26 protein-coding genes are annotated in these 26,096 nt (G+C 63.5%); 14 read left to right on the forward strand and 12 right to left on the reverse strand.

Annotation, left to right across the window (positions count from 1 at the left end):
- The first annotated feature begins 22 nt into the window (after positions 1-22).
- From ftsZ to N7E70_RS13255, 8 genes are all read left to right on the forward strand, one after another.
- The gene (gene ftsZ, locus N7E70_RS13220) at positions 23-1,711 is read left to right on the forward strand and encodes a cell division protein FtsZ (RefSeq protein WP_067960410.1); all 1,689 of its coding nucleotides are present in this window, start codon (positions 23-25) and stop codon (positions 1,709-1,711) included.
- 276 nt (positions 1,712-1,987) lie between these two features.
- A complete protein-coding gene (lpxC, locus tag N7E70_RS13225; protein ID WP_182575649.1) occupies positions 1,988-2,923 on the forward strand; it encodes a UDP-3-O-acyl-N-acetylglucosamine deacetylase in 936 nt (311 codons plus the stop codon).
- A 182-nt stretch (positions 2,924-3,105) separates the two neighbouring features.
- Positions 3,106-3,975: an outer membrane protein assembly factor BamD gene (locus tag N7E70_RS13230; RefSeq protein WP_067960420.1), complete on the forward strand. Its 870-nt coding sequence runs from the start codon at positions 3,106-3,108 to the stop codon at positions 3,973-3,975.
- A gap of 10 nt (positions 3,976-3,985) precedes the next feature.
- On the forward strand, positions 3,986-5,662 hold the full coding sequence (gene recN / locus N7E70_RS13235; protein WP_192315557.1) for a DNA repair protein RecN: 1,677 nt from the start codon (positions 3,986-3,988) through the stop codon (positions 5,660-5,662).
- Between the two features lie 130 nt (positions 5,663-5,792).
- Positions 5,793-7,949 (forward strand): NAD-dependent DNA ligase LigA, encoded by a 2,157-nt coding sequence (gene ligA / locus N7E70_RS13240; protein WP_263006627.1) that lies wholly within the window; start codon positions 5,793-5,795, stop codon positions 7,947-7,949.
- A gap of 8 nt (positions 7,950-7,957) precedes the next feature.
- Complete coding sequence (locus N7E70_RS13245; RefSeq protein ID WP_154386708.1) at positions 7,958-8,566, forward strand: 3'-5' exonuclease; 609 nt, start codon at positions 7,958-7,960, stop codon at positions 8,564-8,566.
- Between the two features lie 153 nt (positions 8,567-8,719).
- Positions 8,720-9,448 carry an AzlC family ABC transporter permease gene (locus N7E70_RS13250; RefSeq protein WP_246340994.1) on the forward strand — a complete coding sequence of 243 codons (729 nt, stop codon included), beginning with the start codon at positions 8,720-8,722 and terminating at the stop codon, positions 9,446-9,448.
- Positions 9,445-9,741 carry an AzlD family protein gene (locus N7E70_RS13255; RefSeq protein ID WP_263006628.1) on the forward strand — a complete coding sequence of 99 codons (297 nt, stop codon included), beginning with the start codon at positions 9,445-9,447 and terminating at the stop codon, positions 9,739-9,741. Before N7E70_RS13250 ends, N7E70_RS13255 begins: the two co-directional genes overlap by 4 nt.
- 48 nt (positions 9,742-9,789) lie before the next feature.
- Here N7E70_RS13255 and N7E70_RS13260 read toward each other — a convergent pair whose 3' ends face one another.
- The 4 genes from N7E70_RS13260 to N7E70_RS13275 all read right to left on the reverse strand — a co-directional run bounded on the left by N7E70_RS13260 (position 9,790) and on the right by N7E70_RS13275 (position 13,412).
- A complete protein-coding gene (locus N7E70_RS13260) occupies positions 9,790-11,619 on the reverse strand; it encodes an aminopeptidase P family protein (protein WP_182575650.1) in 1,830 nt (609 codons plus the stop codon).
- Positions 11,620-11,701: 82 nt separating this feature from the next.
- Positions 11,702-12,574 (reverse strand): 50S ribosomal protein L11 methyltransferase, encoded by an 873-nt coding sequence (locus tag N7E70_RS13265; RefSeq protein ID WP_182575651.1) that lies wholly within the window; start codon positions 12,572-12,574, stop codon positions 11,702-11,704.
- Positions 12,575-12,595: 21 nt separating this feature from the next.
- Entirely contained in the window at positions 12,596-13,174 is a 579-nt protein-coding gene (locus N7E70_RS13270) for an SCO family protein (RefSeq protein WP_154386678.1), read from the reverse strand.
- Between the two features lie 34 nt (positions 13,175-13,208).
- Entirely contained in the window at positions 13,209-13,412 is a 204-nt protein-coding gene (locus tag N7E70_RS13275) for a hypothetical protein (protein WP_154386677.1), read from the reverse strand.
- 120 nt (positions 13,413-13,532) lie between these two features.
- Between N7E70_RS13275 and N7E70_RS13280 the strand changes: the two genes are divergently transcribed.
- The 4 genes from N7E70_RS13280 to N7E70_RS13295 all read left to right on the forward strand — a co-directional run bounded on the left by N7E70_RS13280 (position 13,533) and on the right by N7E70_RS13295 (position 15,663).
- Entirely contained in the window at positions 13,533-14,021 is a 489-nt protein-coding gene (locus N7E70_RS13280; RefSeq protein WP_182575652.1) for a CreA family protein, read from the forward strand.
- 36 nt (positions 14,022-14,057) lie between these two features.
- Positions 14,058-14,699 (forward strand): DapH/DapD/GlmU-related protein, encoded by a 642-nt coding sequence (locus tag N7E70_RS13285; protein ID WP_154386675.1) that lies wholly within the window; start codon positions 14,058-14,060, stop codon positions 14,697-14,699.
- Between the two features lie 62 nt (positions 14,700-14,761).
- Positions 14,762-15,142 (forward strand): low affinity iron permease family protein, encoded by a 381-nt coding sequence (locus N7E70_RS13290; RefSeq protein ID WP_263006629.1) that lies wholly within the window; start codon positions 14,762-14,764, stop codon positions 15,140-15,142.
- A gap of 218 nt (positions 15,143-15,360) precedes the next feature.
- A complete protein-coding gene (locus N7E70_RS13295) occupies positions 15,361-15,663 on the forward strand; it encodes a hypothetical protein (RefSeq protein ID WP_182575655.1) in 303 nt (100 codons plus the stop codon).
- Between the two features lie 72 nt (positions 15,664-15,735).
- Here N7E70_RS13295 and N7E70_RS13300 read toward each other — a convergent pair whose 3' ends face one another.
- The 6 genes from N7E70_RS13300 to N7E70_RS13325 form a co-directional block, all read right to left on the reverse strand.
- Positions 15,736-15,927, reverse strand: coding sequence for a DUF1059 domain-containing protein (locus N7E70_RS13300; RefSeq protein WP_154386673.1), 192 nt, complete (start codon positions 15,925-15,927; stop codon positions 15,736-15,738).
- Positions 15,928-16,066: 139 nt separating this feature from the next.
- Positions 16,067-17,071, reverse strand: coding sequence for a HAMP domain-containing sensor histidine kinase (locus tag N7E70_RS13305; RefSeq protein WP_263006630.1), 1,005 nt, complete (start codon positions 17,069-17,071; stop codon positions 16,067-16,069).
- The gene (locus N7E70_RS13310; protein ID WP_182575660.1) at positions 17,068-17,760 is read right to left on the reverse strand and encodes a response regulator transcription factor; all 693 of its coding nucleotides are present in this window, start codon (positions 17,758-17,760) and stop codon (positions 17,068-17,070) included. Before N7E70_RS13310 ends, N7E70_RS13305 begins: the two co-directional genes overlap by 4 nt.
- 5 nt (positions 17,761-17,765) lie before the next feature.
- Positions 17,766-19,277 (reverse strand): DUF4153 domain-containing protein, encoded by a 1,512-nt coding sequence (locus N7E70_RS13315; RefSeq protein WP_263006631.1) that lies wholly within the window; start codon positions 19,275-19,277, stop codon positions 17,766-17,768.
- A 395-nt stretch (positions 19,278-19,672) separates the two neighbouring features.
- Positions 19,673-20,656, reverse strand: a complete 984-nt coding sequence (locus N7E70_RS13320; protein WP_263006632.1) for a sterol desaturase family protein — start codon at positions 20,654-20,656, stop codon at positions 19,673-19,675.
- A gap of 186 nt (positions 20,657-20,842) precedes the next feature.
- Positions 20,843-23,341 carry an ATP-dependent helicase gene (locus N7E70_RS13325; protein WP_263006633.1) on the reverse strand — a complete coding sequence of 833 codons (2,499 nt, stop codon included), beginning with the start codon at positions 23,339-23,341 and terminating at the stop codon, positions 20,843-20,845.
- Positions 23,342-23,607: 266 nt separating this feature from the next.
- On the opposite strand from N7E70_RS13325, the gene N7E70_RS13330 reads away from it, so the two are divergent.
- Positions 23,608-24,150, forward strand: coding sequence for a VOC family protein (locus N7E70_RS13330; RefSeq protein WP_263006634.1), 543 nt, complete (start codon positions 23,608-23,610; stop codon positions 24,148-24,150).
- 132 nt (positions 24,151-24,282) lie between these two features.
- Positions 24,283-25,161 carry a dienelactone hydrolase family protein gene (locus N7E70_RS13335; protein WP_263006635.1) on the forward strand — a complete coding sequence of 293 codons (879 nt, stop codon included), beginning with the start codon at positions 24,283-24,285 and terminating at the stop codon, positions 25,159-25,161.
- 46 nt (positions 25,162-25,207) lie between these two features.
- Here N7E70_RS13335 and N7E70_RS13340 read toward each other — a convergent pair whose 3' ends face one another.
- Together N7E70_RS13340 and N7E70_RS13345 are read right to left on the reverse strand one after the other, a co-directional pair.
- Entirely contained in the window at positions 25,208-25,405 is a 198-nt protein-coding gene (locus tag N7E70_RS13340; protein WP_067960475.1) for a hypothetical protein, read from the reverse strand.
- Positions 25,406-25,555: 150 nt separating this feature from the next.
- Positions 25,556-26,035: a thioesterase family protein gene (locus N7E70_RS13345; protein WP_263006636.1), complete on the reverse strand. Its 480-nt coding sequence runs from the start codon at positions 26,033-26,035 to the stop codon at positions 25,556-25,558.
- Positions 26,036-26,096: the final 61 nt, after the last annotated feature.

Here is a 26,096-nt window from a genome sequence, read left to right on the forward strand (position 1 = left end):
AAAGGCAAAAAGGACGAGGACTATGACGATCAATCTGCAGAAGCCGGACATCACCGAGCTCAAGCCCCGCATCACCGTGTTCGGTGTCGGCGGTGGCGGCGGCAACGCTGTCAACAACATGATCACCGCTGGCCTGCGCGGCGTCGAGTTCGTCGTGGCCAACACCGATGCGCAGGCACTCACCATGTCGAAGGCCGAGCGTCTCATCCAGCTCGGCGCGCATGTCACCGAGGGCCTGGGCGCGGGTTCGCAGCCGGAAGTCGGTCGCGCCGCCGCTGAAGAGTGCATCGACGAGATCATCGACCACCTGTCGAACACGCATATGTGCTTCGTCACCGCCGGCATGGGCGGCGGCACCGGCACCGGTGCTGCTCCGGTCGTCGCCCGCGCCGCTCGCGAAAAGGGTATCCTGACCGTCGGCGTCGTCACCAAGCCGTTCCACTTCGAAGGCCAGCGCCGCATGAAGACGGCCGATTACGGCATCGAAGAGCTGCAGAAGTGCGTCGACACGCTGATCGTCATCCCGAACCAGAACCTGTTCCGTCTGGCCAATGACAAGACGACCTTCGCGGACGCCTTCGCCATGGCCGATCAGGTGCTGTATTCGGGCGTTGCCTGCATCACCGACCTGATGGTCAAGGAAGGCCTGATCAACCTCGACTTCGCCGACGTCCGTTCGGTGATGCGCGAAATGGGCAAGGCGATGATGGGCACCGGCGAAGCTTCGGGCGAGGGCCGTGCGATGGCCGCCGCCGAAGCAGCAATCGCCAACCCGCTGCTCGACGAAACCTCGATGAAGGGCGCCAAGGGCCTGCTCATCTCGATCACCGGCGGCCGCGACCTGACCCTGTTCGAAGTCGACGAAGCTGCCACCCGAATCCGTGAGGAAGTGGATCAGGACGCCAACATCATCCTGGGCGCCACTTTCGACGAAGACCTCGAAGGCGTCATCCGCGTGTCGGTCGTCGCCACCGGCATCGACAAGTCGGCTGCCGACATGGCTGCTGCACCGCTGACCATCCGTCAGGCGCCGAAGCCGGCACAGCGTCAGGTCGAGGCACCGCGTCCTGTCGTGCAGGCTGCTCCTGTCGAACAGCCGCGCATGGAAGTGCGCACCAACGATCCGGTTGCCGAGGCCATCCGCCTTGCCGAAGCCAATGCCGCCGCGATGGCGCAGCCGCGGCCAGCCGCTCCGGCTGACGACTTCCGTCCGCAGAGCAAGCTGTTTGCCGCTCCGCCGGCCCAGCCGCAGGTCCAGCAGTATCAGCCGCAGCAGTTCCAGCAGCCCGCACCGCAGCCGGTTGCCCAGCCGCAGATGGCACCGCAGCGCGAGATGATGCAGCCGGCCCAGGTTCAGCCGCGCATGCCGCGCGTCGAGGACTTTCCGCCGATGGTCAAGGCCGAGGTCGAAGCCAAGGCTCAGCCGGCCGAGCAGCATGAGGATCGTGGTCCGATGGGCCTGCTCAAGCGCCTGACCAGCGGCCTGACCCGCCGTGAGGAAGAACCGGCACGCCTGCAGCCCGCGCAGCCGCGCGAGCCCAAGCTGCGCCAGCCGGCGCCCGAGCAGCGCCGCATGACCAGCCAGGAATCGCAGATGTACGCGCCGCGCCGCGGACAGCTCGACGAACATGGCCGCCTGGCACCGCAGGCACGGACTCAGGAGGACGATCAGCTGGAGATTCCAGCGTTCCTTCGCCGGCAAGCCAACTGATCTGTGAACGGCCGGTAACACTGTTTGAAAGGCGGGCGTCTCGACGCCCGCCTTTTGCTCTGAAAAGATAAGTTAAAACATGAGCTTGGCGGGGCGAGTCGAAGCGTCCCCGCAGTTACACAGAGTAAGAAACCGTGATTTGGAGTCTCTCACCCGGAAGACTATCTTCGCGCCGATTAAGGTCGCTGACGGGTATTGTGGGGATGAGGTCCCGTCTGGCGAGCATAAGAGCCGTGCGCCGTGGTGTGGCGAAGCGGACGTGGTGAGTACGGGCATATGGGGATCGACTTGCAGGACTATCAGACAACACTCAAATCGCGTGTCACCCTGTCGGGCGTTGGCGTTCACAGCGGCAAGCCGGTAGCCATCCATTTCGCGCCGGCAGACGCGGATACGGGCGTGGTGTTTCAGGTTGCTGACCGAGAATTTCGCGCAATTGTGTCAGAAGTGGGTGCGACCGATCTTTGCACCTTGCTCGGCGATCCCGCCGGCCAGCACGTTGCCACGATCGAACACCTGATGGCCGCTCTGTTCGGCCTCGGTATCGATAATCTGCTGATCGAAGTCGAAGGCGCTGAAATCCCGATCATGGACGGCAGTGCCGCGCAGTTCGTCGAGGCCATCGACCTGGCCGGCATCGAAGTGCAGTGCGTCAAGCGCCGCTACATCCGCGTTCTCAAGCCGGTACGAATCGAAAGCGGCGCCTCCTGGGCCGAGTTCCGTCCCTATGGCGGCACGCGATTCGAGGTCGAGATCGATTTCGAGAGCCCAGCGATCGGGCGCCAGTCCTTTGCTTCCGATATCAACGACGACATATTCCGCCGCGAGATCTCGCGCGCCCGCACCTTTGGTTTCATGAAGGACGTCGAGCGCCTGTGGGCAGCCGGCTATGCGCTTGGTTCGTCGCTCGAGAATTCAGTGGTCATCGGCGACGACAACCACATCATCAACATGGAAGGCCTGCGCTTCTCCAACGAGTTCGTGCGCCACAAGACGCTTGACGCGATGGGCGACCTGGCACTCGCCGGCGCGCGCTTCATCGGCTGCTTCCGTTCCTATCGCGGTGGCCACCGGCTGAACGCCGCTGCGCTGCGCCGCCTGCTTTCTGACAGGTCGGCTTTCGAAGTCGTCGAGACGTCGCGCCGCGAGCGCGGCCGCTCGGCCGAACTTATCGCTGTCAGTGCCGCAGTCCACGCGCCCTGGACCCTCTGACGGCCGGCAATCGCCTAGAGGTGGTGTGACCTTGTTGCACCACTTGGCCGGCGAAATGGCATGCGTCATTGCGTGCCACAAAATTGCGCGATTGGCGGCTGATAGCGTTGCCCGGCAAAGCCAGTTGTGATCTATGGCCATTGCCTAAAAGCGAAACAGCGCCAAAGGGGCGGAACTCTGTGATGTCATTGATACGAGCCGATCGATCGAAATTGCGCGTGAAGCCTCTGGTTGTGGCGCTTTCGCTCATCGCTCCGACGCTTGCACTGTCCGGCTGCATGTCCGGCGAAGCCGATGTCGATCTCGCGACCTATGTCGAGCAGACCGAGCCGGCCGATGTGCTCTACAATCAGGGCCTTGCCAACCTCAACGCCGGCCGCCTCAAGGAGGCCAGCCGCAAGTTCGAAGCCGTCGACCGTCAGCACCCCTATTCGGAGTTCGCCCGCAAGTCGATGGTGATGGGCGCATTCGCCAGCTATCGCCAGGGCTCCTATGAAGAGGCCATCAACTCGGCCAAGCGCTATCTCGCGCTTTATCCCTCGACCGACGACGCGGCTTACGCACAGTACATCATCGGCCTCAGCTACTTCCGCCAGATTCGCGACGTGACGCAGGATCAAAAGGAAGCTCGCCGCACCATCGAGGCGATGACCGAGGTGGTTCAGCGCTGGCCCGCATCGGAATATGTCGACGATGCAAACGCCAAGATCCGCTTCGCCCGCGACCAACTCGCCGGCAAGGAAATGCAGATCGGCCGTTATTATCTTGAGCGCCGCGAATTTATCGCCTCGGCAAAGCGATTCCGCAACGTGGTCGAGAACTATTCGAACACCCGCCACATCGAAGAAGCGCTCGCCCGCCTGGTCGAGACCTACTACGCGATGGGCCTGACCTCGGAAGCCCAGACAGCTGCCGCCGTGCTTGGCCAGAATTATCCTGACAGCCAGTGGTACAAGGATTCGTACAAGCTGCTGCAGACCAATGGCCTAGAGCCCCGCGAGAATGCCGGTTCCTGGATTTCCAAGGCCGGGAAGATGTTCTCCGGCGCCTGACAAGAAATAGATGCTCTCGCGCCTGTCGATCCGCGATATTGTCCTGATCGAACGGCTGGACATCGATTTCACGCCTGGCCTGTCGGTGCTGACCGGTGAGACCGGCGCGGGCAAATCCATCCTTCTCGACGCATTGTCGCTCGCGCTCGGCGCGCGCGGCGATGCATCGCTTGTCCGCCACGGTGCCACGCAAGGGCAGGTGAGTGCGGTCTTCGACGTGCCGCGCAACCATCCGGCGCGTACGCTGCTTGCCGACAATGCCATCGACGACGATGGCGACATCATCCTGAAACGCGTCCAGACCGCCGATGGGCGCACGCGCGTCTTCGTCAACGACCAGCCGTCCAGCGTCACGCTGATGCGCGACATCGGCCGCGCGCTTGTCGAAATCCACGGCCAGCACGACGATCGCGCGCTTGTCGACGCCGGGGCGCATCGCGATGTGCTCGATTCGTTTGGCGGTCATGTCGGCGAAGCCAAGGCCACCGCCGACGCGTGGAAGTTGTGGCGCGGTGCCGAGCAGGAGCTGTCACGCCATCGCGCCCGCGTCGATGCCGCCGCGCGCGAGGCTGAATATCTGCGTGCCTCGGTGACCGAACTCACCAAGCTCGATCCCCAGCCGGGGGAGGAGAGCGAACTCGCCGAGCTGCGTGCCGCGATGATGCGCGTCGAAAAGATCGCCTCCGAAATCCAGGATGCACAGGACGTGCTGTCGGGCTCGTCGTCGCCGCTGCCGCAGCTTGCCAGCCTGTTGCGCCGCCTGCAGCGCAAGGCGGCCGAGGTGCCGGGCCTGCTCGATGAGGTGGTGAAATCGCTCGACGAGGCGATGATCTCGCTTGATGCGGCGCAATCCGGCGTCGATGCCGCCCTTCGCGCCACCGAATATGACCCGCAGCGGCTGGAAAAGGCTGAGGAGCGGCTGTTTGCCCTGCGCGCGGCTGCACGCAAGCACAATGTTGCCGTCGACGACCTAGCCAGGCTGCGCGACACGATGGTTGCCGACCTCGCCGACCTCGATGCCGGCGAGGAGCGGCTGCAGGTGCTGGAAACGCAGGCGAGGACCAGCCGCGATGCCTATGATCGCATCGCTGCCAGTCTGTCGGAGCTCCGCAAGACTGTGGCCGAGAGCCTGCGCAAGACCGTCATGGCAGAGCTGCCCGAGCTCAAGCTCGAACGCGCCGAATTCATCGTCGAGATGTCGAGCGAAGCCGACAATCGCATGCAGGAAGGTATCGATCAGGTCGAGTTCTGGGTGCGCACCAATCCCGGCACCCGACCGGGCCCGATGATGAAGGTCGCCTCGGGTGGCGAGCTGTCGCGTTTTCTCCTCGCGTTGAAGGTGGCGCTTGCCGACCGTGGTTCGGCACCCACACTGGTGTTCGACGAGATCGATACCGGCGTGGGTGGCGCGGTTGCCGACGCCATCGGCCAGCGGCTGGCACGGCTGTCCCGCCGGGTGCAGGTGCTGTCGGTGACGCATGCGCCGCAGGTCGCGGCCCGCGCGGCGACGCATTTCCTGATCTCCAAGAAGGGCAACACCGACAAGGTGGCGACCGGTATCCACGAGATGGACCGTACCGCGCGCCAGGAGGAAATCGCGCGCATGCTGTCTGGCGCCTCGATCACCGAGGAAGCGCGCGCCGCCGCCGAGCGCCTGCTGCGCGAGAACACGGCTGTCCTTTCCTGACCACGCGATTGCGGCTCCCATGTCAGGAGCCTTCGCGATGCTGCTGATTTGACGTGGAATTCGGTCCGGGCGGCTCCCGCTCGACAGCGTCCTGATCTATGGTGGCCGCGTTTTCAGCCGGAGCCGTACCATGTCCGACAAGCCAGTCGATTCGCTGAGCGAGACTGAAGCCGCGGCGGAGCTTGCGCGGCTGGCCGAAGAAATTGCCGGCCACGACCTGCGCTATCATGCCGAGGACGCGCCGACGATTTCGGACGCGGATTACGATGCGCTGCGCCGCCGCAACCTCGCCATCGAGCAGCGTTTTCCGCAACTGGTGCGTGAGGACTCGCCGTCCAAGTGGGTGGGCGCCGCCGTCTCCGAGAAATTCGGCAAGGTCACCCATGTCGTGCCGATGCTGTCGCTGGACAACGCCTTTGCCGACGAGGACGTCAGCGAGTTCGTTGGCCGCATCAGGCGCTTCCTCAGGCTGTCCGCCGACGAGCCGGTGGTAATCACCGCCGAGCCCAAGATCGACGGCCTGTCGCTGTCGATCCGCTACGAGAACGGCCGGCTGGTGACGGCGGCGACGCGCGGCGACGGCCAGGTCGGCGAAAACGTCACGGCGAACGCCCGTACCATTGCCGACATTCCGAACGTGCTGAAGGGCGACTTTGCCGAGGTGCTGGAAGTGCGCGGCGAGGTCTATATGAGCCACGCCGACTTTGCCGAACTCAACCGGCGCAATGCTGAAGCTGGCAAGCAGATTTTCGCCAATCCGCGCAATGCGGCCGCCGGTTCGCTGCGCCAGCTCGACACGTCGATCACTGCCAGCCGTCCGCTGCGCTTTTTCGCCTATGCCTGGGGCGAGGTCAGCGACATGCCGGCCGACACCCAGATGGGCATGGTCGAGGCTTTTAAGACCTACGGCTTCAAGACCAATCCGCTGATGAAGGTGTTCGACAGCGTCGACGGCCTGCTGTCGCAGTACCGGATGATCGAGGCCAATCGCGCCGGGCTCGGCTACGACATCGACGGCGTCGTCTACAAGGTCGATCGGCTCGACCTGCAGCAGCGGCTCGGCTTCGTCTCGCGTTCGCCGCGCTGGGCCATCGCGCACAAGTTCCCGGCTGAAAAGGCGACGACGACACTGCTCGGCATCGACATCCAGGTCGGCCGCACCGGCTCGCTGACGCCGGTGGCGCGGCTGCAGCCGGTGACGGTGGGCGGCGTGGTGGTCACCAACGCCACGCTGCACAATGAGGACTACATCAAGGGCCTCGGCAACAGCGGCGCGGCCATTCGCGACGAGGATCATGACATCCGCGTCGGCGACACCGTCATCGTACAGCGGGCAGGTGACGTCATTCCGCAGATCCTCGACGTCGTCCTGGAGAAGCGCCCGGCAGGAGCGCAGCCCTATCTGTTCCCGACGCGCTGCCCGGCCTGTGGCAGCCATGCTGTCCGCGAGGAGGGTGAGGTGGTGCGCCGCTGCACCGGTGGCCTGATCTGTCCGGCACAGGCTGTGGAGCGCCTTCGCCATTTCGTCTCGCGCAATGCCTTTGACATCGAGGGCCTGGGCGAGAAGCAGATCGAGTTCTTCTTCCAGTCGCAGGACCCGGCATTGCATGTCGGCTCGCCGGCGGACATCTTCACGCTGAAGCGGCGACAAGAAGGATCGCTCACCAAGCTCGAGAACATCGATGGCTTCGGCGCGACATCGACTCGCAAGCTGTTTGCGGCCATCGACGACCGCCGCCAGGTCGAGTTCTCGCGCTTCCTGTTTGCGCTCGGCATCCGCCACATCGGCGAAACCAATGCCAAGCGCCTGGCGCGCCACTACATCAATTTCGAGACCTTCCGCGCCGCTGGTGTTGCTGCCGTGATGCCTGAGGGCAAGGGTGACAAGGGCAATGCCGCCTGGCAGGAGCTGACCGGCGTCAACGGCATCGGCGCCATCGTCGCCGAGGCGGTGGTCGAGTTCTTCGCAGAGGAGCACAACAGGCAGGTGCTCGATGCGCTGCTTGCCGAAGTGACGCCGCTTGACGAGGAGCGTATCGGCGACGTGTCGTCACCCGTTTCGGGCAAGACGGTGGTGTTCACCGGCTCGCTCGAAAAGATGTCGCGCGACGAGGCCAAGGCGATGGCCGAGAAGCTTGGCGCCAAGGTGGCGGGCTCGGTGTCCAAGAAGACCGACCTCGTTGTGGCGGGCCCAGGCGCTGGCTCGAAGCTCAAGGCGGCGACCGATCTGGGTGTCGAGGTGATCACAGAGGACCAGTGGTTCGAACGCGTCGGGCAGGCGGGCTGACAGACGTCATGCGAGCACTTGCCATCGACTTCGAAACTGCCAATGAGCAGCGGAGCAGCCCGTGCTCCATTGGCCTTGCCTGGATCGAGGACGGCGCGGTCATCCGTATCGAGGAGCGACTGATCCGCCCCCGGGACATGCGGTTCTCGCGCTTCAACATTGCCGTTCACGGCATACGGCCCGAACATGTCGAGGACGCAGCCGAGTTTCCCGAGGTGATGGAGGAGTTCGAGGACGATCTCTCAGACACGCTTGTGATCGCCCACAACGCGTCCTTCGACATGAGTGTGCTCAGGGCGAGCTATCAGCTGTATGGCACTGTCAGTCCTGACATCGACTACATCTGCACGCTCAAGATGGCGAAGAAGGTGTGGCAGGAGCTGACCTCGCACCGGCTCAACGAGGTGTCGCGCCATATCGATTTCTCCTTCAGGCACCATAATGCTGCAGAGGATGCGCATGCCTGCGGCGAGGTGGCGCTGGCAGCCGCGCGCAAGCTGAACGTCTCGGCGCTGCGCGACCTGCCGATCAAGCTCGATATGACGATGGGCCGGCTTCATGCCGGCGGTAATGTGCCGTGCTCGGTGAAGCGGCCGCCGAAGGCCAAGAAGCGCTGATCGTTGGCTCAACCGAATTGATGTGACACGCCAAGCCGGCTGACTTATTCAGACCCCGCGCAAGCTATGGAGCCTTGGCCGAACTCGTTCGGCCTGTATCGTGCATTCCAACGCTCAAAATTCGATCTGGGGCCGATGCGCCACGGAGGCCTAATGTCTGATCGTCGCGGTGAATTCTTGCAGGGCATGCGATTGAGCGTGCCGGTGGTGGTCGCGTCGGCGCCCTTTGCCATCCTGTTCGGGGCGTTGGCCGTCGACAACGGCTTCTCCGTCGTCGAGGCGACACTGATGAGCGCCTCGATCTATGGCGGCGCCAGCCAGCTGGTCGGCATCGAGTTGTTCGGCCAGCATGTCGCGCCGTGGCTGGTGGTGCTATCGATCTTCGCCGTCAACTTCCGCCACGTTCTCTATTCGGCTGCCGTTGGCAAGCACATCGATCATTGGCCGTTCCTGAAGCAGGCCATCGGCTATTTCTTCCTGGTCGATCCGCAATATGCCGAGGCCGAGCGCAAGGGCGAGAATGGCGAGCAGGTGACCTTTGCCTGGTACATGGGCATGGCGCTGCCGATCTATGTCTTCTGGGTCGCCGAAAGCGCGCTCGGCGCGCTGTTCGGGCGGCTGATTCCCAACCCCCATGCCATCGGGCTCGACTTCCTGCTGCCGATCTATTTTCTCGGTTTGGTGATGAGCTTCCGCAAGCGCCCGCGCTGGCTGCCGATCGTCGTTGCCAGCGCCGTTGCCTCGATGATCGCCTACAAGACCGTAGGCTCACCCTGGCATGTTTCCATTGGGGCGCTGGCCGGCGTGCTGTTTGCGGCGGCGATGCCGGTCAGGTCCGACGAGAGCCTGACGAGCGAAGAAACGGCGGAGGTGGTGTCATGAGCACGACGCTTTGGATCATCATTGCCGGCGCTGTCGCCACCTATCTGACCCGTATCGGCGGCCATCTCGTCATTTCGCGTTTCGAGCGCATCCATCCGCGCGTCGAGGCGGGCCTGAACGCGGTGCCGGCTGCGGTTCTGACGACGCTCGTGGCACCCGCGGCACTCTCGGCCGGTCCGGCTGAGCTGGCAGCGCTTGCCGTGGCAGCCGTTATTGGACTGCGTGGTGGCCTGATGACGATGTTTCTGACAGGCGCTGCCGTGTTGATTGCCATGCGGCATTTCATCGGCTGAACGAAAACCGGCCGCATGAAGCGGCCGGTCGTTTTCATTACACGCTGATCAGGCGATCTGCGCCGTCGCCTTTTCCAGCCACGCCAGCGTTTCGCCGTCGAGCATCGGTCCGATCTCGGCCAGCACGCGGGCATGGTAGGCATTGAGCCAATCCAGCTCTTCGCGGGTCAGCAGGTCGGCGCGCAGCAGGCGCTGGTCGAAAGGCGCCAGCGTCAACGTCTCGAAGCCGTGCATGGCGATGTCGCCGCCGGGCAGCTCGGCGGTTGGCGTCACCAGGATCAGATTTTCCAGCCTGATGCCGTAATGGCCTTCCTTGTAGTAGCCGGGCTCGTTGGACAGGATCATGCCGGCGAGCAGCTTTTCCATGCCGGTCTTGGCGATGCGCTGCGGGCCTTCATGAACAGCGAGATAGGACCCGACGCCGTGGCCGGTGCCGTGGGCGTAGTCGAGGCCGTTCTTCCACAGTGCGATGCGGGCGAGCGCGTCGATGTCGGCGCCACGCGTGCCTGCGGGAAACCGCGCCAGCGAGATCGCGATCATGCCCTTGAGCACCAGGGTAAAACGCTCGCGCATCTCCTCACTCGGCTTGCCGACCGGCATAGTGCGAGTGATGTCGGTGGTGCCGTCCTGATATTGCGCGCCCGAATCGAGCAGGAACAGTTCACCCTCGGCCAGCACCCGGCTCGTCGCTTTCGAGACGCGGTAATGCATGATCGCGCCATTGGCGCCGGCACCCGAGATGGTGTCGAACGAGACGTCGCGGAGCGGCATCTGCGTTTCCTCACCGGTCTGGCGGCGGCATTCCTCCAGCTTGGTCACGACGGCGATCTCGTCGAGGCTGCCGGGATTCTGCCGGTCGAGCCAGCACAAAAGCTTGGCGACAGCAGCGCCGTCACGGCGGTGGGCAGCGCGCGAACCGGCGATCTCCTGGGCATTCTTGGTGGCGCGGGGCAGGCGGGCCGGGTCGGGCGCTTGCACCACCGTGCCGCCATTGTCCTCGATCAGGGCGCGCAGCCTGTCGGCGGCAAGCACCGGGTCGAGCGCGATCTTCGCACCAGATTTGGCAAGGGCCGCGACCGCGTCATCGAGCTTGCTCGGTGCCTTGATGTCGGCAAGCTGGGTGAGATAGGCCTCCTCGGTGCGGCCAAGTTTGCGCTTGTCCATGAACACGGCATGGCTGCCGTCGGCGGAGAGGATGGCGAAGCCAAGGGCAAGCGGCGTGTGGGGTACGTCGCCACCACGGATGTTGAACGCCCAGGCGAGCGACGACGGGTCGGTCAGGATCACATGGGTGGCGCCGTCGTTCTCGATCGCTGCGGCGAGCCGTTTCAACTTGTCCTTGGCCAGTTCGCCGGCAAAGGCCTCCGGATGGATCTCGACTGGGGCCAACGGTGCGTCGGGCTGATCTTCCCAGATCGCGTCGATGGGGTTGCGGGCGAGGGGGACAAGCACGGCGCCGACCTTTTCGGTTGCCGTTGTCAGCGCCTTGACCTCGCCCATGGTGTGCAGCCACGGGTCGATGCCAAGCCTTGCGCCCTTGGGCAGGCTTTCCTTGATCCACACCGATGGCGGGTTGTCGATCAGGCTTTCGACGGTGAAGATATCGAGATCGACCTCGTCGCGCACCTGCAGCGTGTAGCGCCCGTCGACGAAGATGTAGGCGCTGCGGGCGAGCACGATCGCAACGCCGGCCGAGCCGCTGAAGCCGGTCAGCCACCGCAGGCGATTCGAACGTGGCGGGACATACTCGCCCTGGTGCTCATCGGCGCGGGGCACGACGAAGCCGTCGAGCCCATTTTCCTTGAGCCATTGCCGGAGCAACGCCACGCGCGGCTTGCCGACGGTGGGATCGCCGGCTGAATCAAAGGACTGGAACATGGTGGTTTCCCGAAAGCTGGATGTCGGGCGAACCTATCCGCGCCGGCCGTTGCTGGCAACGCCGCCGGCTTGTCCAGCGGGCTCAGTTCTTGAGGTGGATTGTCACCCAGCCTTCCCTGTGGAAGGTCTCGATGTGGCGGAAGCCTGCCGCGACATAGGCTTCGACCACGGCGTCGTGCTGACGGTCGAGGATACCCGACAGCACGAGGGAGCCGTCGACCGCAAGGTTCGTGGCCATTTCGGGCGCCAGCAGCATCAGCGGCTGCGCCAGGATGTTGGCGACGATCAGGTCGAAAGGGCCGCGCGCGGCGAAGATCGGGTCGTCGAAGCCTGCGGCGGTGACCGTCTCGACGTGGTCGGCAGCACCATTGAGGCGGACATTCGCGGCGGCAACGTCGGTTGCGACCGGGTCGATGTCGGTTGCCAGTACCGGGATCGGCGCCAGCTTGGCGACTGCGATCGCCAGCACGGCGCTGCCGGTACCAAGGTCGAGCGCCTTGGCCGGTTTTTCCGCGGCCATCACCTTTTCGATCATCGCGAGGCAGCCTGCCGTGGTGCCGTGATGGCCGGTGCCGAAAGCGAGGCCGGCCTCGATCTCGATGGCGATCTGTCCGGGGCGCACGTCCTCGCGGTCATGGCTGCCATGAACGATGAAGCGTCCTGCCTGCACCGGCTTCAGGCCTTCGAGCGACTTCGCCACCCAGTCGACGTCGGGTAGCACCTCACGGCCCAGCGGGCCCTTGTGGCCTGCTTCTGCAACCACCTCGGCCATGCGGCGGGCAACGTCCTCGACATCGCCATCCGTGTAGAGCGAGACCTCGTGGATATCGCGGTCCTCGTCGACCTCGATCACGGCGATCGGCCAGCCATCTTCCTCGAAGGCGGTTTCGAGGGCAGCGAAGATGCGGTTGGCGGCTTCGCGGCCGGTGGTAAAGTGCAGCCGTGTCTGGGTCATGTCGGGTCCGGGAGAGGAGGGTCAGCCTTCCTTGGCAAGCCGCTTGAGCTTGGCAAGTGCGGTCTCTGGGTTCTCCTCATAGGCGATCGTGCCGAAGAAATCACCCTTGCTGTCGAGCAACAGCACCGACGCCGTGTGATCCATGGTGTAGTCGCCGCCTTCGGTCGGCACCTTCTTGGAATAGATACCGAAGGCCTTGGCCATGGCGGCGATCTTGTCGGGCGAGCCGGTGATGCCGGTGATGCGGTCGGAGACGTTGCTGACGTAGCTGTTCATCACCTCGGGCGTGTCGCGCTCGGGATCGACCGAGACGAAATAGGCGCGGAGGTTCTTGCCTTCGTCGCCCATCTGCTTGAGCAGGCCGTCGAGCTCGAACAGCGTGGTCGGGCAGACCTCGGGGCAATGGGTGAAGCCGAAGAAGACAGCACTTGGCTGGCCGCGGAACGCCGCTTCGGTGATCTCGGCGCCCTTCTGATCGACAAGCACGAAGGGCGCACCGAAAGCCTGGGCGCTGGTCTTGCTGCTGTACCAGTCGAAGGTCAGCCAGCCGACGCCGGCGGCCATCAGGATCAGAATGCCGGCAAGGATCGTGCGCATCATCGATTGTGATTCCATGGTGTTATTGATGACCGGTTCAGAAGCACCAGGACATGCCGGCCTCGACCAGCGACATGAAGATGCCGGCGTCCTTGTCCAGCCAGGAGGCGAAGGCGAGGCCCGAAGCTGCCGCAAACGCCATCATGCCGAGCGCGATCCACGCGGTCGCCGAAAGCGATATGGGCAAGGCCTGTTTCATCAACCCTACATAGCGCGGCGCGTGATTTGCCAAAAGGGACATGTTGACGCTCTCATTCGTCCACAAAACACCTTTTCGCGAGCAGGATGCAGCGTCTCTGGCTTGCAAGGCGGGCGCGGGCGACCCAAGTGTGGACGACTTCAGCCAATTCAGGAGGCTTTCATGCGGCTTGCCCTTTCCGTCCTTGCGACCACCCTTGCGCTCGGCGCAGCATTGCCCGCCATGGCCCAGCAGGTGGGCGAGGTCGGCGTCGACTGGCTCGGCAACGACATCATCGTCGAGGCGATCAAGGACCCCAAGGTCGAGGGCGTCACCTGCCACGTCTCCTATTTCGACCGCGGCGTGATCGACCGGCTGCAGAAAGGCAACTGGTTCGAGAACCCGTCGGACACCGCAATCTCGTGCCAGCAGACCGGACCGATCACCATTGGCGAGATCGACCTCGGCCAGGAGGGCGAGGAGGTCTTCAAACAGGGCATCAGCCTGATCTGGAAGGAGCAGGTGGTGAACCGCATCTACGACCAGAAAAACGAGACACTAATCTATCTCGCCCATTCGCGCCAAGTGCAGGACGGCTCGGCCAAGATGTCGATGACCACGGTGCCGCTCTATGGCCAGAACGTCGTCTGGGCCAAGGGCAAGCCGCAATAGCTTGCGGGCAGTGTGGCGCGGGCGTACATCCGCGTCATGGACGATCAAGCAGACCTTCGCTTCAAGGATGACGAACCGCGAATCCACCCGACGTCGGAGCTGAAAGGCTGCCGGCTTGGCCGCCATGTGATCGTCGGCGAGCGCGTCGTGTTGCGCGAGGTGGTGGTCGGCGACTACTCCTATTTCGAGCGCCACGCCGAGGCGATCTACACCACGATCGGCAAGTTCTGCTCGATCGCCGCAAATACGCGCATCAACGCGCTAGAGCATCCGATGGAGCGGCTGACCACGCACAAGCTGAGCTACCGGCCGAACGAGTATTTCCGCTATCTCGGCGTCGACAACGATTTCCGCGAGCGTCGCAGGGCTAAGCCCGTGATTATCGGACACGATGTGTGGGTCGGACATGGTGCGGTGATCATGCCCGGTGTGAGCATTGGCAATGGAGCGGTGGTCGGGGCGAATTCCGTGGTGACGCGCGACGTCGCGCCGTTTGAGGTTTTTGCCGGCGTGCCCGCAAAGAGGCTGAAGATGCGGTTCCCCGTCGAGGTTATCGCCCGCATCGAGGCGCTGGCCTGGTGGGATTGGCCGCGCGAAAGACTGTTCGAGGCGATCCCCGACATGCAGAGCCTGCCGATCGAGGCCTTTCTCGACCGCTGGGAAGCGAGGCAGGCCTAAGCGCCGGCTGCGGAACCCGAAGCGGGGCCCGGTTGTTTCCTTCGCACCGAAGGGATGTGGCCATGTTCGAGAAGGTTTTCACCAAGATCGCCAACAAGGTAGCCTATGCCGCCGGCCTGCCGCTGACCTTTCTCGGCTGCTGCATTGTCGTGTTGGCCTGGGCGGTATCAGGTCCGGTGTTCGGCTTTTCCGACACCTGGCAGCTGGTGATCAACACCGGCACGACCATCATCACCTTCCTGATGGTGTTCCTGATCCAGAACACCCAGAACCGCGACGGTGCTGCGATCCAGGCCAAGCTCGACGAGCTGATCCGGGTCGGCACCGGCCACAACCATTTCATCGGCATCGAGCATCTGACCGAAACCGAGGTCGAGGAAATCCGCAAGAAATGCGAGCAAGCGGCCAAACGGCATGATGTCCGAGCGAAAGCGAAGGGGTGAGTGCTGCGTCTCCTCGCAGACGAAGAAGTCCCTGCGCCTCGCATGCCTGGCGCTGCCTATGCTGCAGCGTCTTCATGCAGGCGCTTGGGATTTGGGAACAAAAACCACCGCGCGCAATTCCTGCTGCAGGCGTGAAAGTACTGTCCTCCGCTGCTCCCGGGCGGTTGACGATTGCCGCGGTCCGGAACAAGATTGTGGCGGGTAGGGTATGGCGTGGCGTGACTGACTGGCTGGATATCCTCAGAGAGCAGGCCGAGACCGGCGCCGAGATGGCGCGCGAGGTTCCGGCGACGCTCGCCAATCCCGACATCAGCCGCGACCAGGTCAAGAAGCTGTTTGCCGCGCTCGAACAGCAGGCCGAATTTGTCGAAAAGCTGAGGCAAGTGCTCGAGGCCAATGACTTCGAGCCGGAGGTGCTGGTTGCCGCCGAGGCTCTGGAGGAACGCTACGCCGAGCTGGCGGCGTCGGCCGCCGAACGGCTGAAGGCAATGCGCAGCGGCGAGCCTGTGCGCCGGCAGTAGGACAGGGCATCACCACTCGCGATGCGTTGCTGAGCCCTGCATCAGCACCGGCAATATGTCACGAGCATCAAATCAGGCCGGCGGCGAGCCTATATGGATGGCTTTCCTGACCTCCGCGCGGAAATCCGGTGTGTCATGCTCGCCATGGACGGCGACAGCATGCTGGACGGCAGCGTTGACCAGTTCGTCCTCGTTGTCGGCTGCGATCGCCACGGTGCACTTCATTTCGCTCGGGAATTCACGGCAATCGATATATCTGCGCATCGTCTTCGCCTCCCTGCGATCCACAATTAGCGCAAACCTGATGTTATTCCTGCGCATGCGGGGCGGCAACCGGTAAGTGGCGGCCGCGGCGGTGGCTCTCGCCGACGTGATTGCCGGCAAGAGGCTGATCGTGGCAGTCCTATGCCACCGGCAGCCTGATCTCGAAGCGGGTGCCCTTGTCGGTGCCGGCAAGCCGGATCGTTCCGTCATGGGCGTTGAGCAAGGCCGAGACGATGCCGAGGCCAAGGCCGGTACCGCCGGTTTCACGCCGTGTGGTGAAGAACGGCTCGAAGATGCGGGCGCGGTTGTTGGGCGAGATGCCGCAGCCATCGTCGGTGGCAGCTATGGTCACAGTGTCGTCAAAGCTGCTGGCCTCCAGCACGAAACGGCCGGCGCCATGGCGCAGCGCGTTGTCGACGAGATTGGACAGGATGGCCGCGCCATTTTCAGCCGACATGGCAAAGCGGATGTCAGCGCCAGACAAGATCGACAGGTCGACACCTTCGACAGGAGCGAGATAGCCGAGAATCTCAGTGAGCGACGTGCTCTGGCCTGGCAGCGCTGCCTTGTCGGCGCGCGCCAGTTCGATCAGGCGGCGAACCAGGCGGTTCAGCCTGTCGGTGTCGGCGACGATGTTGTCGAGGAAGCGCGTTCTTGTGGCCGGATCCATGTCGTCGCTGGCGTCGCGCAGCAATTCGGCGGCGCCCTGGATCGCGGTCAGCGGCGATTTCAGCTCATGCGAGACGTGGGTGGCAAAGGTGCGAATCGTTTCGTTGCGGATCTGCAGCTTGCGCGCCATGTCGAGGAAGGCTTTGGACAACTCCGCCATCTCGCGCGTGCCGTGATGGGCAAGTGGCTGGAGGGCGTCCGTTTGCCCCTCGGCGATGCGCGCGGTTCTTTCCATCAGATCGTGCATGGGACGGGAGATGGTGCGGATGAAGACGAAGCCGATCAGCAGCGTGACGCCTGTTACAAGGGCCGCTGCGGCGACCGCGCCATGCGATAGAACGGCGGGCTCGGTGGCCGGTTCGAAGCGCTGCTGATAGAGTTGGAAGCTGAACAGCCCCAATAGCGGCAGCGTCATGACGGTGGCAAGGATGGCCAGCACGACGAGGCCGAGGGGCGGGCGCCATTTTTCAGTCACGCGCCGCACCGCCCGAGGCGGAAGCCCATGCCATGGACGGTCTCGATCGCGTTGGAGCAACCCACTGTTGCGAACTTCGCGCGGATGTTGCGGATGTGGCTGTCGACCGTTCGCTCCGAGACGTGGATGTTGGCGGCATGGCTGGCATCGATCAGCTGACTGCGGTTGAGGACATGCATCGGTTTCGTCATCAGCGCCTTGACGATGGTAAATTCGGTCGCGGTGAGGTCGATGTCTCGGTCATCGTAATTCACCGCGCGCCGCAAAGGATCGAGCACAATCAGGCCGTGACTGAGGCTTGCCGAGACGAGTTCCGCCGGAGCCGGCCGTGCACGGCGAAGGATGACGTTGACGCGCGCCACCAGCTCTCGCGGGCTGAACGGCTTGGTGACATAGTCGTCGCCGCCCATCTCAAGCCCGAGGATGCGGTCGATTTCCTCGTCGCGGGCAGACAGGAACAACACGGGCACGTCGGAGGTTCGCCGAAGCCTGCGGCACAGTTCCAGCCCGTCCATCTCGGGCATGCCGACATCGAGCACGACCAGGTCGGGCATGCGGCGCTCTATGCGCGCCAGCGCTGCCATACCGTCGCCGACCGGCTCGGTCTCCATGCCGGCCTTGTCGAGGGCAAAGCAGATCACGTCGCGTATATGAGGGTCGTCGTCGACGACGAGGATATGGCGCGGCATCGTCGTCACTGCGGCTCTGTGCCGGAAGGCAAAGGCGAAGGCTGGTCGAGATACGCTGCCAGCCGGAAGTTCCGAAAACTCCAGGCACGCCAGTTCTGCAACTGCTCGCGAAACCGATCCGCCTCATAGTGGCGCGAGACGAGGCTTGTGCGCGCGACCGCGCCGGTATCACCCATGTGGTTCAGCACCACGTCGATTGCCGGGATGGCCTGGGGTCCAAGCGAGCGCAGATAATACCAGTCCAATTCCGATCCTCCATCCATCGCGCGGCTGTGGCTGACATTGTAGTGGGCGATGATTGCGGCGAAGTTGATGAAGCAACTGACGTAGAGAACTGCAGAAAGCGTCAGCATGTTGGCACCGAAAAGCCATTCGTTCGACTTGTCGAGAGCGATGCGGGACATGATCAGGACGATGCCGATAGCGACCAGTCCCATCCAGACAAAGGCGGCAACGCGCCAGTAGGTCAGTGAATATGCGTCGATGTAGAGGTCGAGCCGCAGGATGGACGAGATGACCAGGACAAAGTTCTGCGCCGACCAGAGATAGACCAGGGCGCGGACGCGGCGATCGGCCGAGGTCGTGCTGCCCGGCCTCAGTGCGAGCAGCACGAAAATCGCCGCCAAGAGTGCCGTGACGATGAGGGCGTAGGCACCGCGATGGGCATAGGCCGCATAGGTGAGCCCAGCGGGCAATGCCACGCCGCCCCAGAGATAAGCGCCGTCGAGGACGGTCTGCAGCGCGAAGATAAGGTTGAACACGACAAGCGCGCGCAGGATCGCCGCCTTGCCGAAGAGCGACTGGTGCAGTCTGGCGGGCGGTTCCAAGTTTACCTGTGCTTCGGCGATCGGCCGCGGTGTGAAGAGGCGCCATTTGGGTAGCCAACGCGGTAATCTTGGCCTGAGGAAGCTCCAGACGCTGCCAGCCACGACGAGCCAGAAGGCAATCCGCCAGACGTCAAGAAGGTTGAATATGGCCCGGATGTCGATCAGCGACATCCAGTAGCCGATGACGGGATTGGCGATGCCGAACAACGCGACGAACACCATGCCCAGAGCGACAGCCAGCGTCCAAGCGGTAAGGCTGTCAAGGCGCCAGATCTTGCGGCGTCCGGCCAGTTTCCGTAGCCGCGCGATGTCGAATGGCAGCCGGCCGGGGATTGTGAGGATAAAGCCGGCGATGCGCTTGAGGCAGTTTACCGGGCCGGATCGCAGGCGGGCCGAGACCGACAGAGCGAAGGCCGCCAGGCAAAGGGTCGCGACCGTCACCGAAAGCGGGCTGACATTTTCGGCGAGCGGGGCGAGAGCGAGCGCGGCGAGCACAATTTTGAGCGCGAGCGGGCGGGGACGGGGTCCCCGAGAATGAAATGCGATCATTGCACCAGCAGCCAGTGCGGCGAAGATGAAAAGCGAAATGTCCAGCGGCTGCCGGAACAGCAGAAAATCGGCTGCAAGGGTCAGCAGCAATGCGGCGCCAACCTTGGCGGAGATGGTGGATGGGGCATGGCGGAAGTTCATGCCCTACGCTCCAGCTTGCGGGGGAGTCCTGCCGGGCTGCAATATGTGCCAGGGAAGGGCGTGATCGCCTGAGGTGGCGCTGGATCAACCAGCCACCATGCTTCAGTGAGCAGCCGTTTGGGCAGCTGGCGGGGCGTGCGGTGCGTGGGGCTCGATGTCGTTTGCATATGACATCAATGCCGTTGCAGCGGGTGGGTATGGTGGCTGGAACGAGGAGATATTCAGGAGTTTCGTGCAGATTTCGTGCAGAGGGTTGAAGGTCGACCTGGCAAGTGAATCAGCTGCGGCCGCCTGTTGCGGGAGCGATACCAATGGGTCAAACCCGGCGACTGCCTGCCAAGCCCTGGATCACGGCGTCCGGTGGGAAAGGGCGTGGGCCGGCGGTGCGCGGTGCATTAACGCGTCTTTCGGTGAAATGGCCAGAGCAGTTGGCGCCCGAACTCTTCCGGTATGGGGTCGTTATGGATGCCGACATTTTCGGGCCAGGCATCGGCCGGCAGATAGAATGTACCAAAAAGCCTGTCGATCCAGGGGAAATGCACGGCGAAATTCTTGTCGATCGGCCTGACCGCATGGTGCCAATGGTGAAAACGGGGTGTGACCAGCAACTGTTCCAGCCAGCCGAGCCGTATGCGCATGTTGACGTGGTTGAAGGTGGCTTGTGCTGCCACGATGGCCAGCCAGATGTAGAGGGCGGCTTCGGAAAAGCCGAACAGGAACACGGGCACCAGAATGAGTGCCCGTGTGACGACGATATCGACCACATGCAGCCTGGAACCCGCCAGCCAGTCCATCGCGCGCGAGGAATGATGGATGGCATGAAACGGCCAGGCGAAACCTATACGGTGAAAGCTGCGATGTACCCAGTACTGCGTCAGGTCGGCAACGAGCATGATCAGCAGGACTTGCGCAATGAGTGGCATGCTCTTGACCTGGGCACTCATGGTATCGGCCTGCCAGGCTTGGGAGACAATCGTCGCAGGTAACAGTGTGAAGAAGGTCAAAAGCTCGACCAGCACGTGACTGACGATGAAATAGAGCCCGTCGGTCGTCCAGCCGGCACGGAACGTTCCATGCTTGGGACGCAGCGGAAACAGGCGCTCCAACGGCACGAAGACGAGTGACAACAACACGACATTGAGGACCAGCCAGTCCAAGCCGACATGAATCGGCGCGTCGCCGTCGTAATCGACATTGACGCCGGTGCCACCCAGAATGATGGCCAGCGTGGCAAAACCGATACCGGCAAGGCCCAGCTTCTTCGACGGCCTGAGCAGGATGTTCAGAGCGGAGAAGAAGAAACCGGCAATGATGGCGAGTACGAGCAGCCCGCGCATGAACTCGACCGGATAGGAGCTGCGCAGTTCGGACGTGGTCAACCATTCCGGAAACCGGAACACCAGGACCGCACAGAAACTTCCGAGGGACAACAAAAGCCCCAGCAGACCGGAAAACCAGCCGGATCCGAAACCTTGTGGTCCATGATCACCGAGCATGCGTTCGAACCAGCGGTCAAGCGCCGTGTGGCGGGACGTTGGCTCTGGCGCCGGGTCTGTCAAATGCCCTCACACTGGGTTCACGAACCCGTCCAGTACCTTCTTCTGGCCGGCCTTGTCGAAGTCGATGGTGAGCTTGTTGCCATCGATGTTGGCGATGTTGCCGTTGCCAAATTTCTGGTGGAAGACGCGGTCGCCGACCTCGAAGCGCGAGGGCTCCGTCGCGACCGACTTGGCGACCAGTTCGCCGTCGATTGTGCGGCCCTTGACCGAGCCGCGGCCGGCGCCGAAGCCGGAATCGGTTTCGCCATAACCTATGCGTTCGACCGAATGACCGGAGCGGGAACCCCAGTTGCGGTCGGTGGCTTCGGTGCGGTTTTGCTGGGCACGCTGCCAGCCGGGCGTGGCGTAGGTGTTGGAGAAGGACTTTTCACCGACGCTGTCGAAACGCGAGGCACCGTAGGGGTTCTGGCGGCCGCCGCCATAGCCGCCATAGGAATTGCCGGCATCGGCCACTTCGACATGCGCCTCGGGCAGTTCGTCGAGGAAGCGCGAGGGGATGGTCGACTGCCACAAGCCATGGATGCGGCGGTTGGAGACGAACCACAGATGCAGGTTCTTCTTGGCGCGGGTCAGGCCGACATAGGCGAGGCGGCGTTCCTCCTCGAGACCCGAGCGGCCGCCTTCGTCGAGGGCACGCTGGTGCGGGAACAGGCCTTCCTCCCAGCCGGGCAGGAAGACGGTCTCGAATTCGAGGCCCTTGGCCGAATGCAGCGTCATGATCGAGACGGCGTCGAGCTGCTCGTCCTGCTCGGCGTCCATGACAAGGGCGACATGTTCAAGGAAGGAACGCAGCGACTCATATTCCTCCATGGAGCGGATCAGCTCCTTGAGGTTTTCAAGTCGGCCCGGCGCTTCGGCTGAGCGGTCGTTCTTCCACATATCGGTATAGCCGCTCTCTTCGAGAATGATCTCGGCGAGCTCAGTATGCGGGGTGTTGTCGAGCGCCTTCTGCCAGCGCTCGAAATTGGCCGCGACTTCGCGCAGGGCGGCGCGAGGCTTGGGCTTGAGTTCGTCGCTCTCGGCGAGCTGGGCGGCTGCCTGCAGCATCGGCACGCCAAGGGCGCGCGCGGTATCGTGGACCTGGCGGATGGCGGCTTCGCCGAGGCCGCGCTTGGGCACGTTGACGATGCGCTCGAAGGCGAGATCGTCGGCACCTTGGGCGACGACGCGGAAATAGGCCATGGCGTCGCGGATTTCCTGGCGCTCGTAGAAGCGCGGGCCGCCGATGACGCGGTAGTTGAGGCCAAGCGTGACGAAGCGGTCTTCGAACTCGCGCATCTGGAACGAGGCGCGCACCAGGATCGCCATGTCGTTGAGATTGTGTTTCTGGCGCTGCAGCTGTTCGATGGTCTCACCGACGGCGCGGGCTTCCTCCTCGGAATCCCAGGCGGCATGGACATTGACCTTGCCGTCTTCGGGATCGTTGCGATCGGTGAACAGCGTCTTGCCGAAACGGCCCTCATTGTGGGCGATGAGGTGGGCGGCGGCACCCAGTATGTGCGCGGTCGAGCGGTAGTTGCGCTCGAGCCGGATGACGACGGCACCGGGGAAATCCTTGTCGAAGCGCAGGATGTTGTCGACCTCGGCGCCGCGCCAGCCATAGATCGACTGGTCGTCGTCGCCGACGCAGCAGACATTCTTCTGCCCCGGACCACCCGTTTCCTGGGCCAGGAGCCGCAGCCACATATATTGCGCGGTGTTGGTGTCCTGGTACTCGTCGACCAGAATGTATTTGAAGCGCTTGTGGTATTCCTTGAGCACGTCAGGGTAGGCGCGGAAGATGCGGATCGGATGACACAACAGGTCGCCGAAGTCGCAGGCGTTCAGCGTCTGCAGCCGGTCCTGATAGGCCTTGTAGAGCTCGCGGCCCTTGCCGTTGGCAAAGGAGCGGGCGTCGCCCTCGGGGATCTCGGCTGGACCGAGGCCCTTGTTCTTCCAGCCGTCGATCATCATGGCGAACTGGCGCGCCGGCCAGCGCTTGTCGTCGAGGCCCTCGGCCTGGATCAACTGCTTAATCAGGCGGATGACGTCGTCGGTGTCGAGGATGGTGAAGTCGGAGCGCAGCCCTGCCAGTTCGGCATGGCGACGCAGCATCTTGACGCCGATCGAATGGAAGGTGCCGAGCCACGGCATGCCCTCGACCGCTTCGCCGACAAGGTGGCCGATGCGCTGCTTCATCTCGCGCGCGGCCTTGTTGGTAAAGGTGACGGCGAGGATCTGGCTGGGGTAGGCGCGGCCCTGGCTGAGGATATGGGCGATGCGGGTGGTGAGCACACGCGTCTTGCCGGTGCCGGCGCCGGCGAGCACCAGAACCGGGCCTTCGGTGGTCTCGACAGCCTGGCGCTGCTCGGGGTTCAGGCCGTTGAGGTAAACCGGCGCTGACGGCGCCTGGCGCGCGGCCATGGCGCGCGCAGCGATACCGCTGGGCGCAGGCGTGCTGGCGGCCCGGGGTGGCATCCCGCCGGGCTCGTCGAAAAAGGGCATGTCGTCCGGAAAGTCTGACATTTGCCCCGAATGTAGTGATTCGGGGCGGAAAGGCCAGAAGTGTCTCTGTTTTGTTCTGGTTTTGCCGGGAAAAGCGAGCGGTGTTGACCCTGCCGCAGGCGCTTTGCTAGCGTGGCTGACGGCTTGATGTGGCCGGCAGTCCGCGCCCTCCGGGGGTATGGCGAACACATCGGACGCTTCCGTCACCTGATCCCATGGGATGGTGAGAGCATCGGCAATGCGGGCACTGATGGGATTTCTCGCCACAACCAGAGGATCGGAAGATCATGCGAACCTATCGTGACGCAAAGGCGATGGCGAAGGCCATGCGCGAGGCGCTTGCCCAGAAGAACCTCGAAGTCAGCCACAGCGAGGCGCTCGAGATCGTCGCCAGACAATTCGGCGTGGAGACCTGGAACATCCTGTCGAGCAAGCTCGAGAAGGCGGAAGAGCCGACAGCCGGTGCGGTGAGTTTCACCCAGCCGGTGCCGATCTTCCGCATATTCGACGAAGACAAGACGAGGGGCTTTTACGAGGGTTTCCTCGACTGCACTTTCGACTGGGAGCACCGCTTCCACCCCGGCGCACCGCTCTATTGCCAGGTGTCGCGCGGCGGCCTGAAGCTGCATCTGTCGGAGCATTCGGGCGACGCCAGCCCGGGTGCGACGGCTGTCTGCTACATGAAGGGCGTCGAGGCCTTCCAGAAGGGGCTGATTGCCAAGAACTACAAGTACAACCGCCCAGGCCTGGAGCGGCAGGACTGGGGGCTGGAGTGCCAGGTGATCGACCCGTTCGGCAACCGCATCCGTTTCATGGAAAGCGAAGACTGAGCGCTTGTCGAAGCGCCCGCGCCGACCTCGCGCGGGCGCTTTTTTCGTGGCCGCGGCGATCACGCAACAGTGAAACCAACTACATTTGCATACGTTAAACTCCCGGCCTCGGAACCAGACAGGGAGCGAGAAATGACACGACCTGCCATTACCCAGGCGATGATCGACGCCTATGACGAATACACCCACCTGACACTCGACCGGCGCGGCTTCATGGAGAAGCTGACCAGGCTTGCCGGCTCAGGCGCTGCCGCGGCGGCGATCGTGCCGTTGCTTACGACCAACCAGGCGCGGGCGGCGATCGTCGCCGACGACGACAAGCGGCTGAAGGCCGAGGACATTACCTATCCCGGTGGTGCCGGCGAAATGAAGGGCTATCTCGTCCGGCCGGCCGACGCCACAGGCAAGCTGCCGACTGTCATCATCATTCATGAGAACCGCGGCCTCAACCCGCATATCCGCGACGTGGCGCGGCGGGTCGCGCTCGAAGGCTTCGTGGCGCTGGCGCCCGATTATCTGTCGCCGCTCGGCGGCACGCCGGCGGATGAAGAAAAGGCACGCGAAATGTTCGGCCAGCTCGATGCGGCGCAGACAGTGGCCAATGGCGTCGCCACGGTGGCGTTCCTGAAGGGCCATGAAAGCGGCAATGGCAAGGTTGGCGCCATGGGCTTCTGCTGGGGCGGTGGAACCGTCAACGCACTGGCCGTCAACGCGCCCGATCTGGCCGCCGGCGTTGCTTATTATGGCTCCCAGCCGAAGGACGAGGCCGATATCGCCAAGATCAAGGCAGCCCTGATGCTGCATTATGCCGGCAAGGACGACCGCATCAACGCCGGCATAGACGCCTACAAGGCGGCACTGGAGAAGGCCGGCAAGGAGTTCCAACTGTTCGTCTATGACGGCGCCCAGCACGCCTTCAACAACGACACCTCGGAAGCCCGCTACGACAAGGCGGCGGCGGAACTGGCCTGGGGGCGTACGGTCAACTTCTTCAAGGAGAAGCTTGCCTGATCAGGCAAGCGGTGAAGGCGCGCGGCTGGCGCGCCTTTCGGCCGGCTCAGGCCACGCCGCGCTTGGAGCGGGCCTGGCGCAGGATGACGCGCCAGCGCAGCATTTCGATCGGGATCGGCCGGTTGTTGTTGGCGATCTCAAAAAGTTCGTTGTTGATGTTGCGAAGCGAACGCCAGAAATCATAGTCGCTGATGCGAGGGTCGCAGGCGAGTTTGTTGGCCGTTGCTTCGATGTCAGTGTGCATGCCTTGCCTCAAAGCCGTCCGGTGCCCGCCGCCGCGACTCAACTTCGCTTGCATGGGATTGTCGGAGGGCAGCGAGGGGCGATCAACGAACCTCAGGCTGTGGCGCAGGTTATAAACAGGTAAGGTTAATCGCCTGTGGCCTTGAAGCCACTATGCGGGCTTGCGTTTGATGCCGATCGAGCGACCGGCACGCTCGGGCGTCGGCAAGGCGGCATGGGCGGCGCGCATAGCGTCGAGGGTGGCCGTGATGTCCTGAGGGAAGGGCGCGACCTTCGGGCCGTTCATGTCGACATGCAGCGACAGCGTCTCTGACGTCGCCGACAGCCAGCCGTCGACATGGTGCAGTTCCTGGTAGACGCGGAAGCGCTTTTCGTCGTGGTCGAGCAGGTGGAAGGTGGCGGTGACCTTGTCGCCAAGATGCAGCTCCCTGACGTAACAAACATGGATCTCGGCGGTGTAGGTGGTGAGCTTGCGATCGCGGGCATAGGCCGCGCCCAGCCCAAGCAGGTCGAGCGCTTCTTCACCGCCGCGGTCGAACAGCACGTTGTAATAGGCCATGTTCATGTGGCCGTTGTAGTCGAGCCAGGCTTTCTCGACCTCCATGACGCTCGAGACGAACGGTGCAGGCATGGACGATCCTCTTGACCTTAAAGCGCCGCGCGTCCGTCAGGACGCGCAAAGGACGCTGTTA

Origin of the sequence: Aminobacter sp. NyZ550 (genome assembly GCF_025628925.2) — a bacterium.
Classification (GTDB): Bacteria; Pseudomonadota; Alphaproteobacteria; order Rhizobiales; family Rhizobiaceae; genus Aminobacter; species Aminobacter ciceronei.

Excerpts from the sequence above, each read along its gene's own strand:
- ftsZ (WP_067960410.1), top strand. The coding sequence starts at position 23 with ATGACGATCAATCTGCAGAAGCCGGACATCACCGAGCTCAAGCCCCGC.
- lpxC (WP_182575649.1), top strand. The coding sequence starts at position 1,988 with ATGGGGATCGACTTGCAGGACTATCAGACAACACTCAAATCGCGTGTC.
- N7E70_RS13230 (WP_067960420.1), top strand. The coding sequence starts at position 3,106 with ATGTCATTGATACGAGCCGATCGATCGAAATTGCGCGTGAAGCCTCTG.
- recN (WP_192315557.1), top strand. The coding sequence starts at position 3,986 with ATGCTCTCGCGCCTGTCGATCCGCGATATTGTCCTGATCGAACGGCTG.
- ligA (WP_263006627.1), top strand. The coding sequence starts at position 5,793 with ATGTCCGACAAGCCAGTCGATTCGCTGAGCGAGACTGAAGCCGCGGCG.
- N7E70_RS13245 (WP_154386708.1), top strand. The coding sequence starts at position 7,958 with ATGCGAGCACTTGCCATCGACTTCGAAACTGCCAATGAGCAGCGGAGC.
- N7E70_RS13250 (WP_246340994.1), top strand. The coding sequence starts at position 8,720 with ATGTCTGATCGTCGCGGTGAATTCTTGCAGGGCATGCGATTGAGCGTG.
- N7E70_RS13255 (WP_263006628.1), top strand. The coding sequence starts at position 9,445 with ATGAGCACGACGCTTTGGATCATCATTGCCGGCGCTGTCGCCACCTAT.
- N7E70_RS13260 (WP_182575650.1), bottom strand. The coding sequence starts at position 11,619 with ATGTTCCAGTCCTTTGATTCAGCCGGCGATCCCACCGTCGGCAAGCCG.
- N7E70_RS13265 (WP_182575651.1), bottom strand. The coding sequence starts at position 12,574 with ATGACCCAGACACGGCTGCACTTTACCACCGGCCGCGAAGCCGCCAAC.
- N7E70_RS13270 (WP_154386678.1), bottom strand. The coding sequence starts at position 13,174 with ATGATGCGCACGATCCTTGCCGGCATTCTGATCCTGATGGCCGCCGGC.
- N7E70_RS13275 (WP_154386677.1), bottom strand. The coding sequence starts at position 13,412 with ATGTCCCTTTTGGCAAATCACGCGCCGCGCTATGTAGGGTTGATGAAA.
- N7E70_RS13280 (WP_182575652.1), top strand. The coding sequence starts at position 13,533 with ATGCGGCTTGCCCTTTCCGTCCTTGCGACCACCCTTGCGCTCGGCGCA.
- N7E70_RS13285 (WP_154386675.1), top strand. The coding sequence starts at position 14,058 with ATGGACGATCAAGCAGACCTTCGCTTCAAGGATGACGAACCGCGAATC.
- N7E70_RS13290 (WP_263006629.1), top strand. The coding sequence starts at position 14,762 with ATGTTCGAGAAGGTTTTCACCAAGATCGCCAACAAGGTAGCCTATGCC.
- N7E70_RS13300 (WP_154386673.1), bottom strand. The coding sequence starts at position 15,927 with ATGCGCAGATATATCGATTGCCGTGAATTCCCGAGCGAAATGAAGTGC.
- N7E70_RS13310 (WP_182575660.1), bottom strand. The coding sequence starts at position 17,760 with ATGCCGCGCCATATCCTCGTCGTCGACGACGACCCTCATATACGCGAC.
- N7E70_RS13315 (WP_263006631.1), bottom strand. The coding sequence starts at position 19,277 with ATGAACTTCCGCCATGCCCCATCCACCATCTCCGCCAAGGTTGGCGCC.
- N7E70_RS13325 (WP_263006633.1), bottom strand. The coding sequence starts at position 23,341 with ATGTCAGACTTTCCGGACGACATGCCCTTTTTCGACGAGCCCGGCGGG.
- N7E70_RS13330 (WP_263006634.1), top strand. The coding sequence starts at position 23,608 with ATGCGAACCTATCGTGACGCAAAGGCGATGGCGAAGGCCATGCGCGAG.
- N7E70_RS13335 (WP_263006635.1), top strand. The coding sequence starts at position 24,283 with ATGACACGACCTGCCATTACCCAGGCGATGATCGACGCCTATGACGAA.
- N7E70_RS13340 (WP_067960475.1), bottom strand. The coding sequence starts at position 25,405 with ATGCACACTGACATCGAAGCAACGGCCAACAAACTCGCCTGCGACCCT.
- N7E70_RS13345 (WP_263006636.1), bottom strand. The coding sequence starts at position 26,035 with ATGCCTGCACCGTTCGTCTCGAGCGTCATGGAGGTCGAGAAAGCCTGG.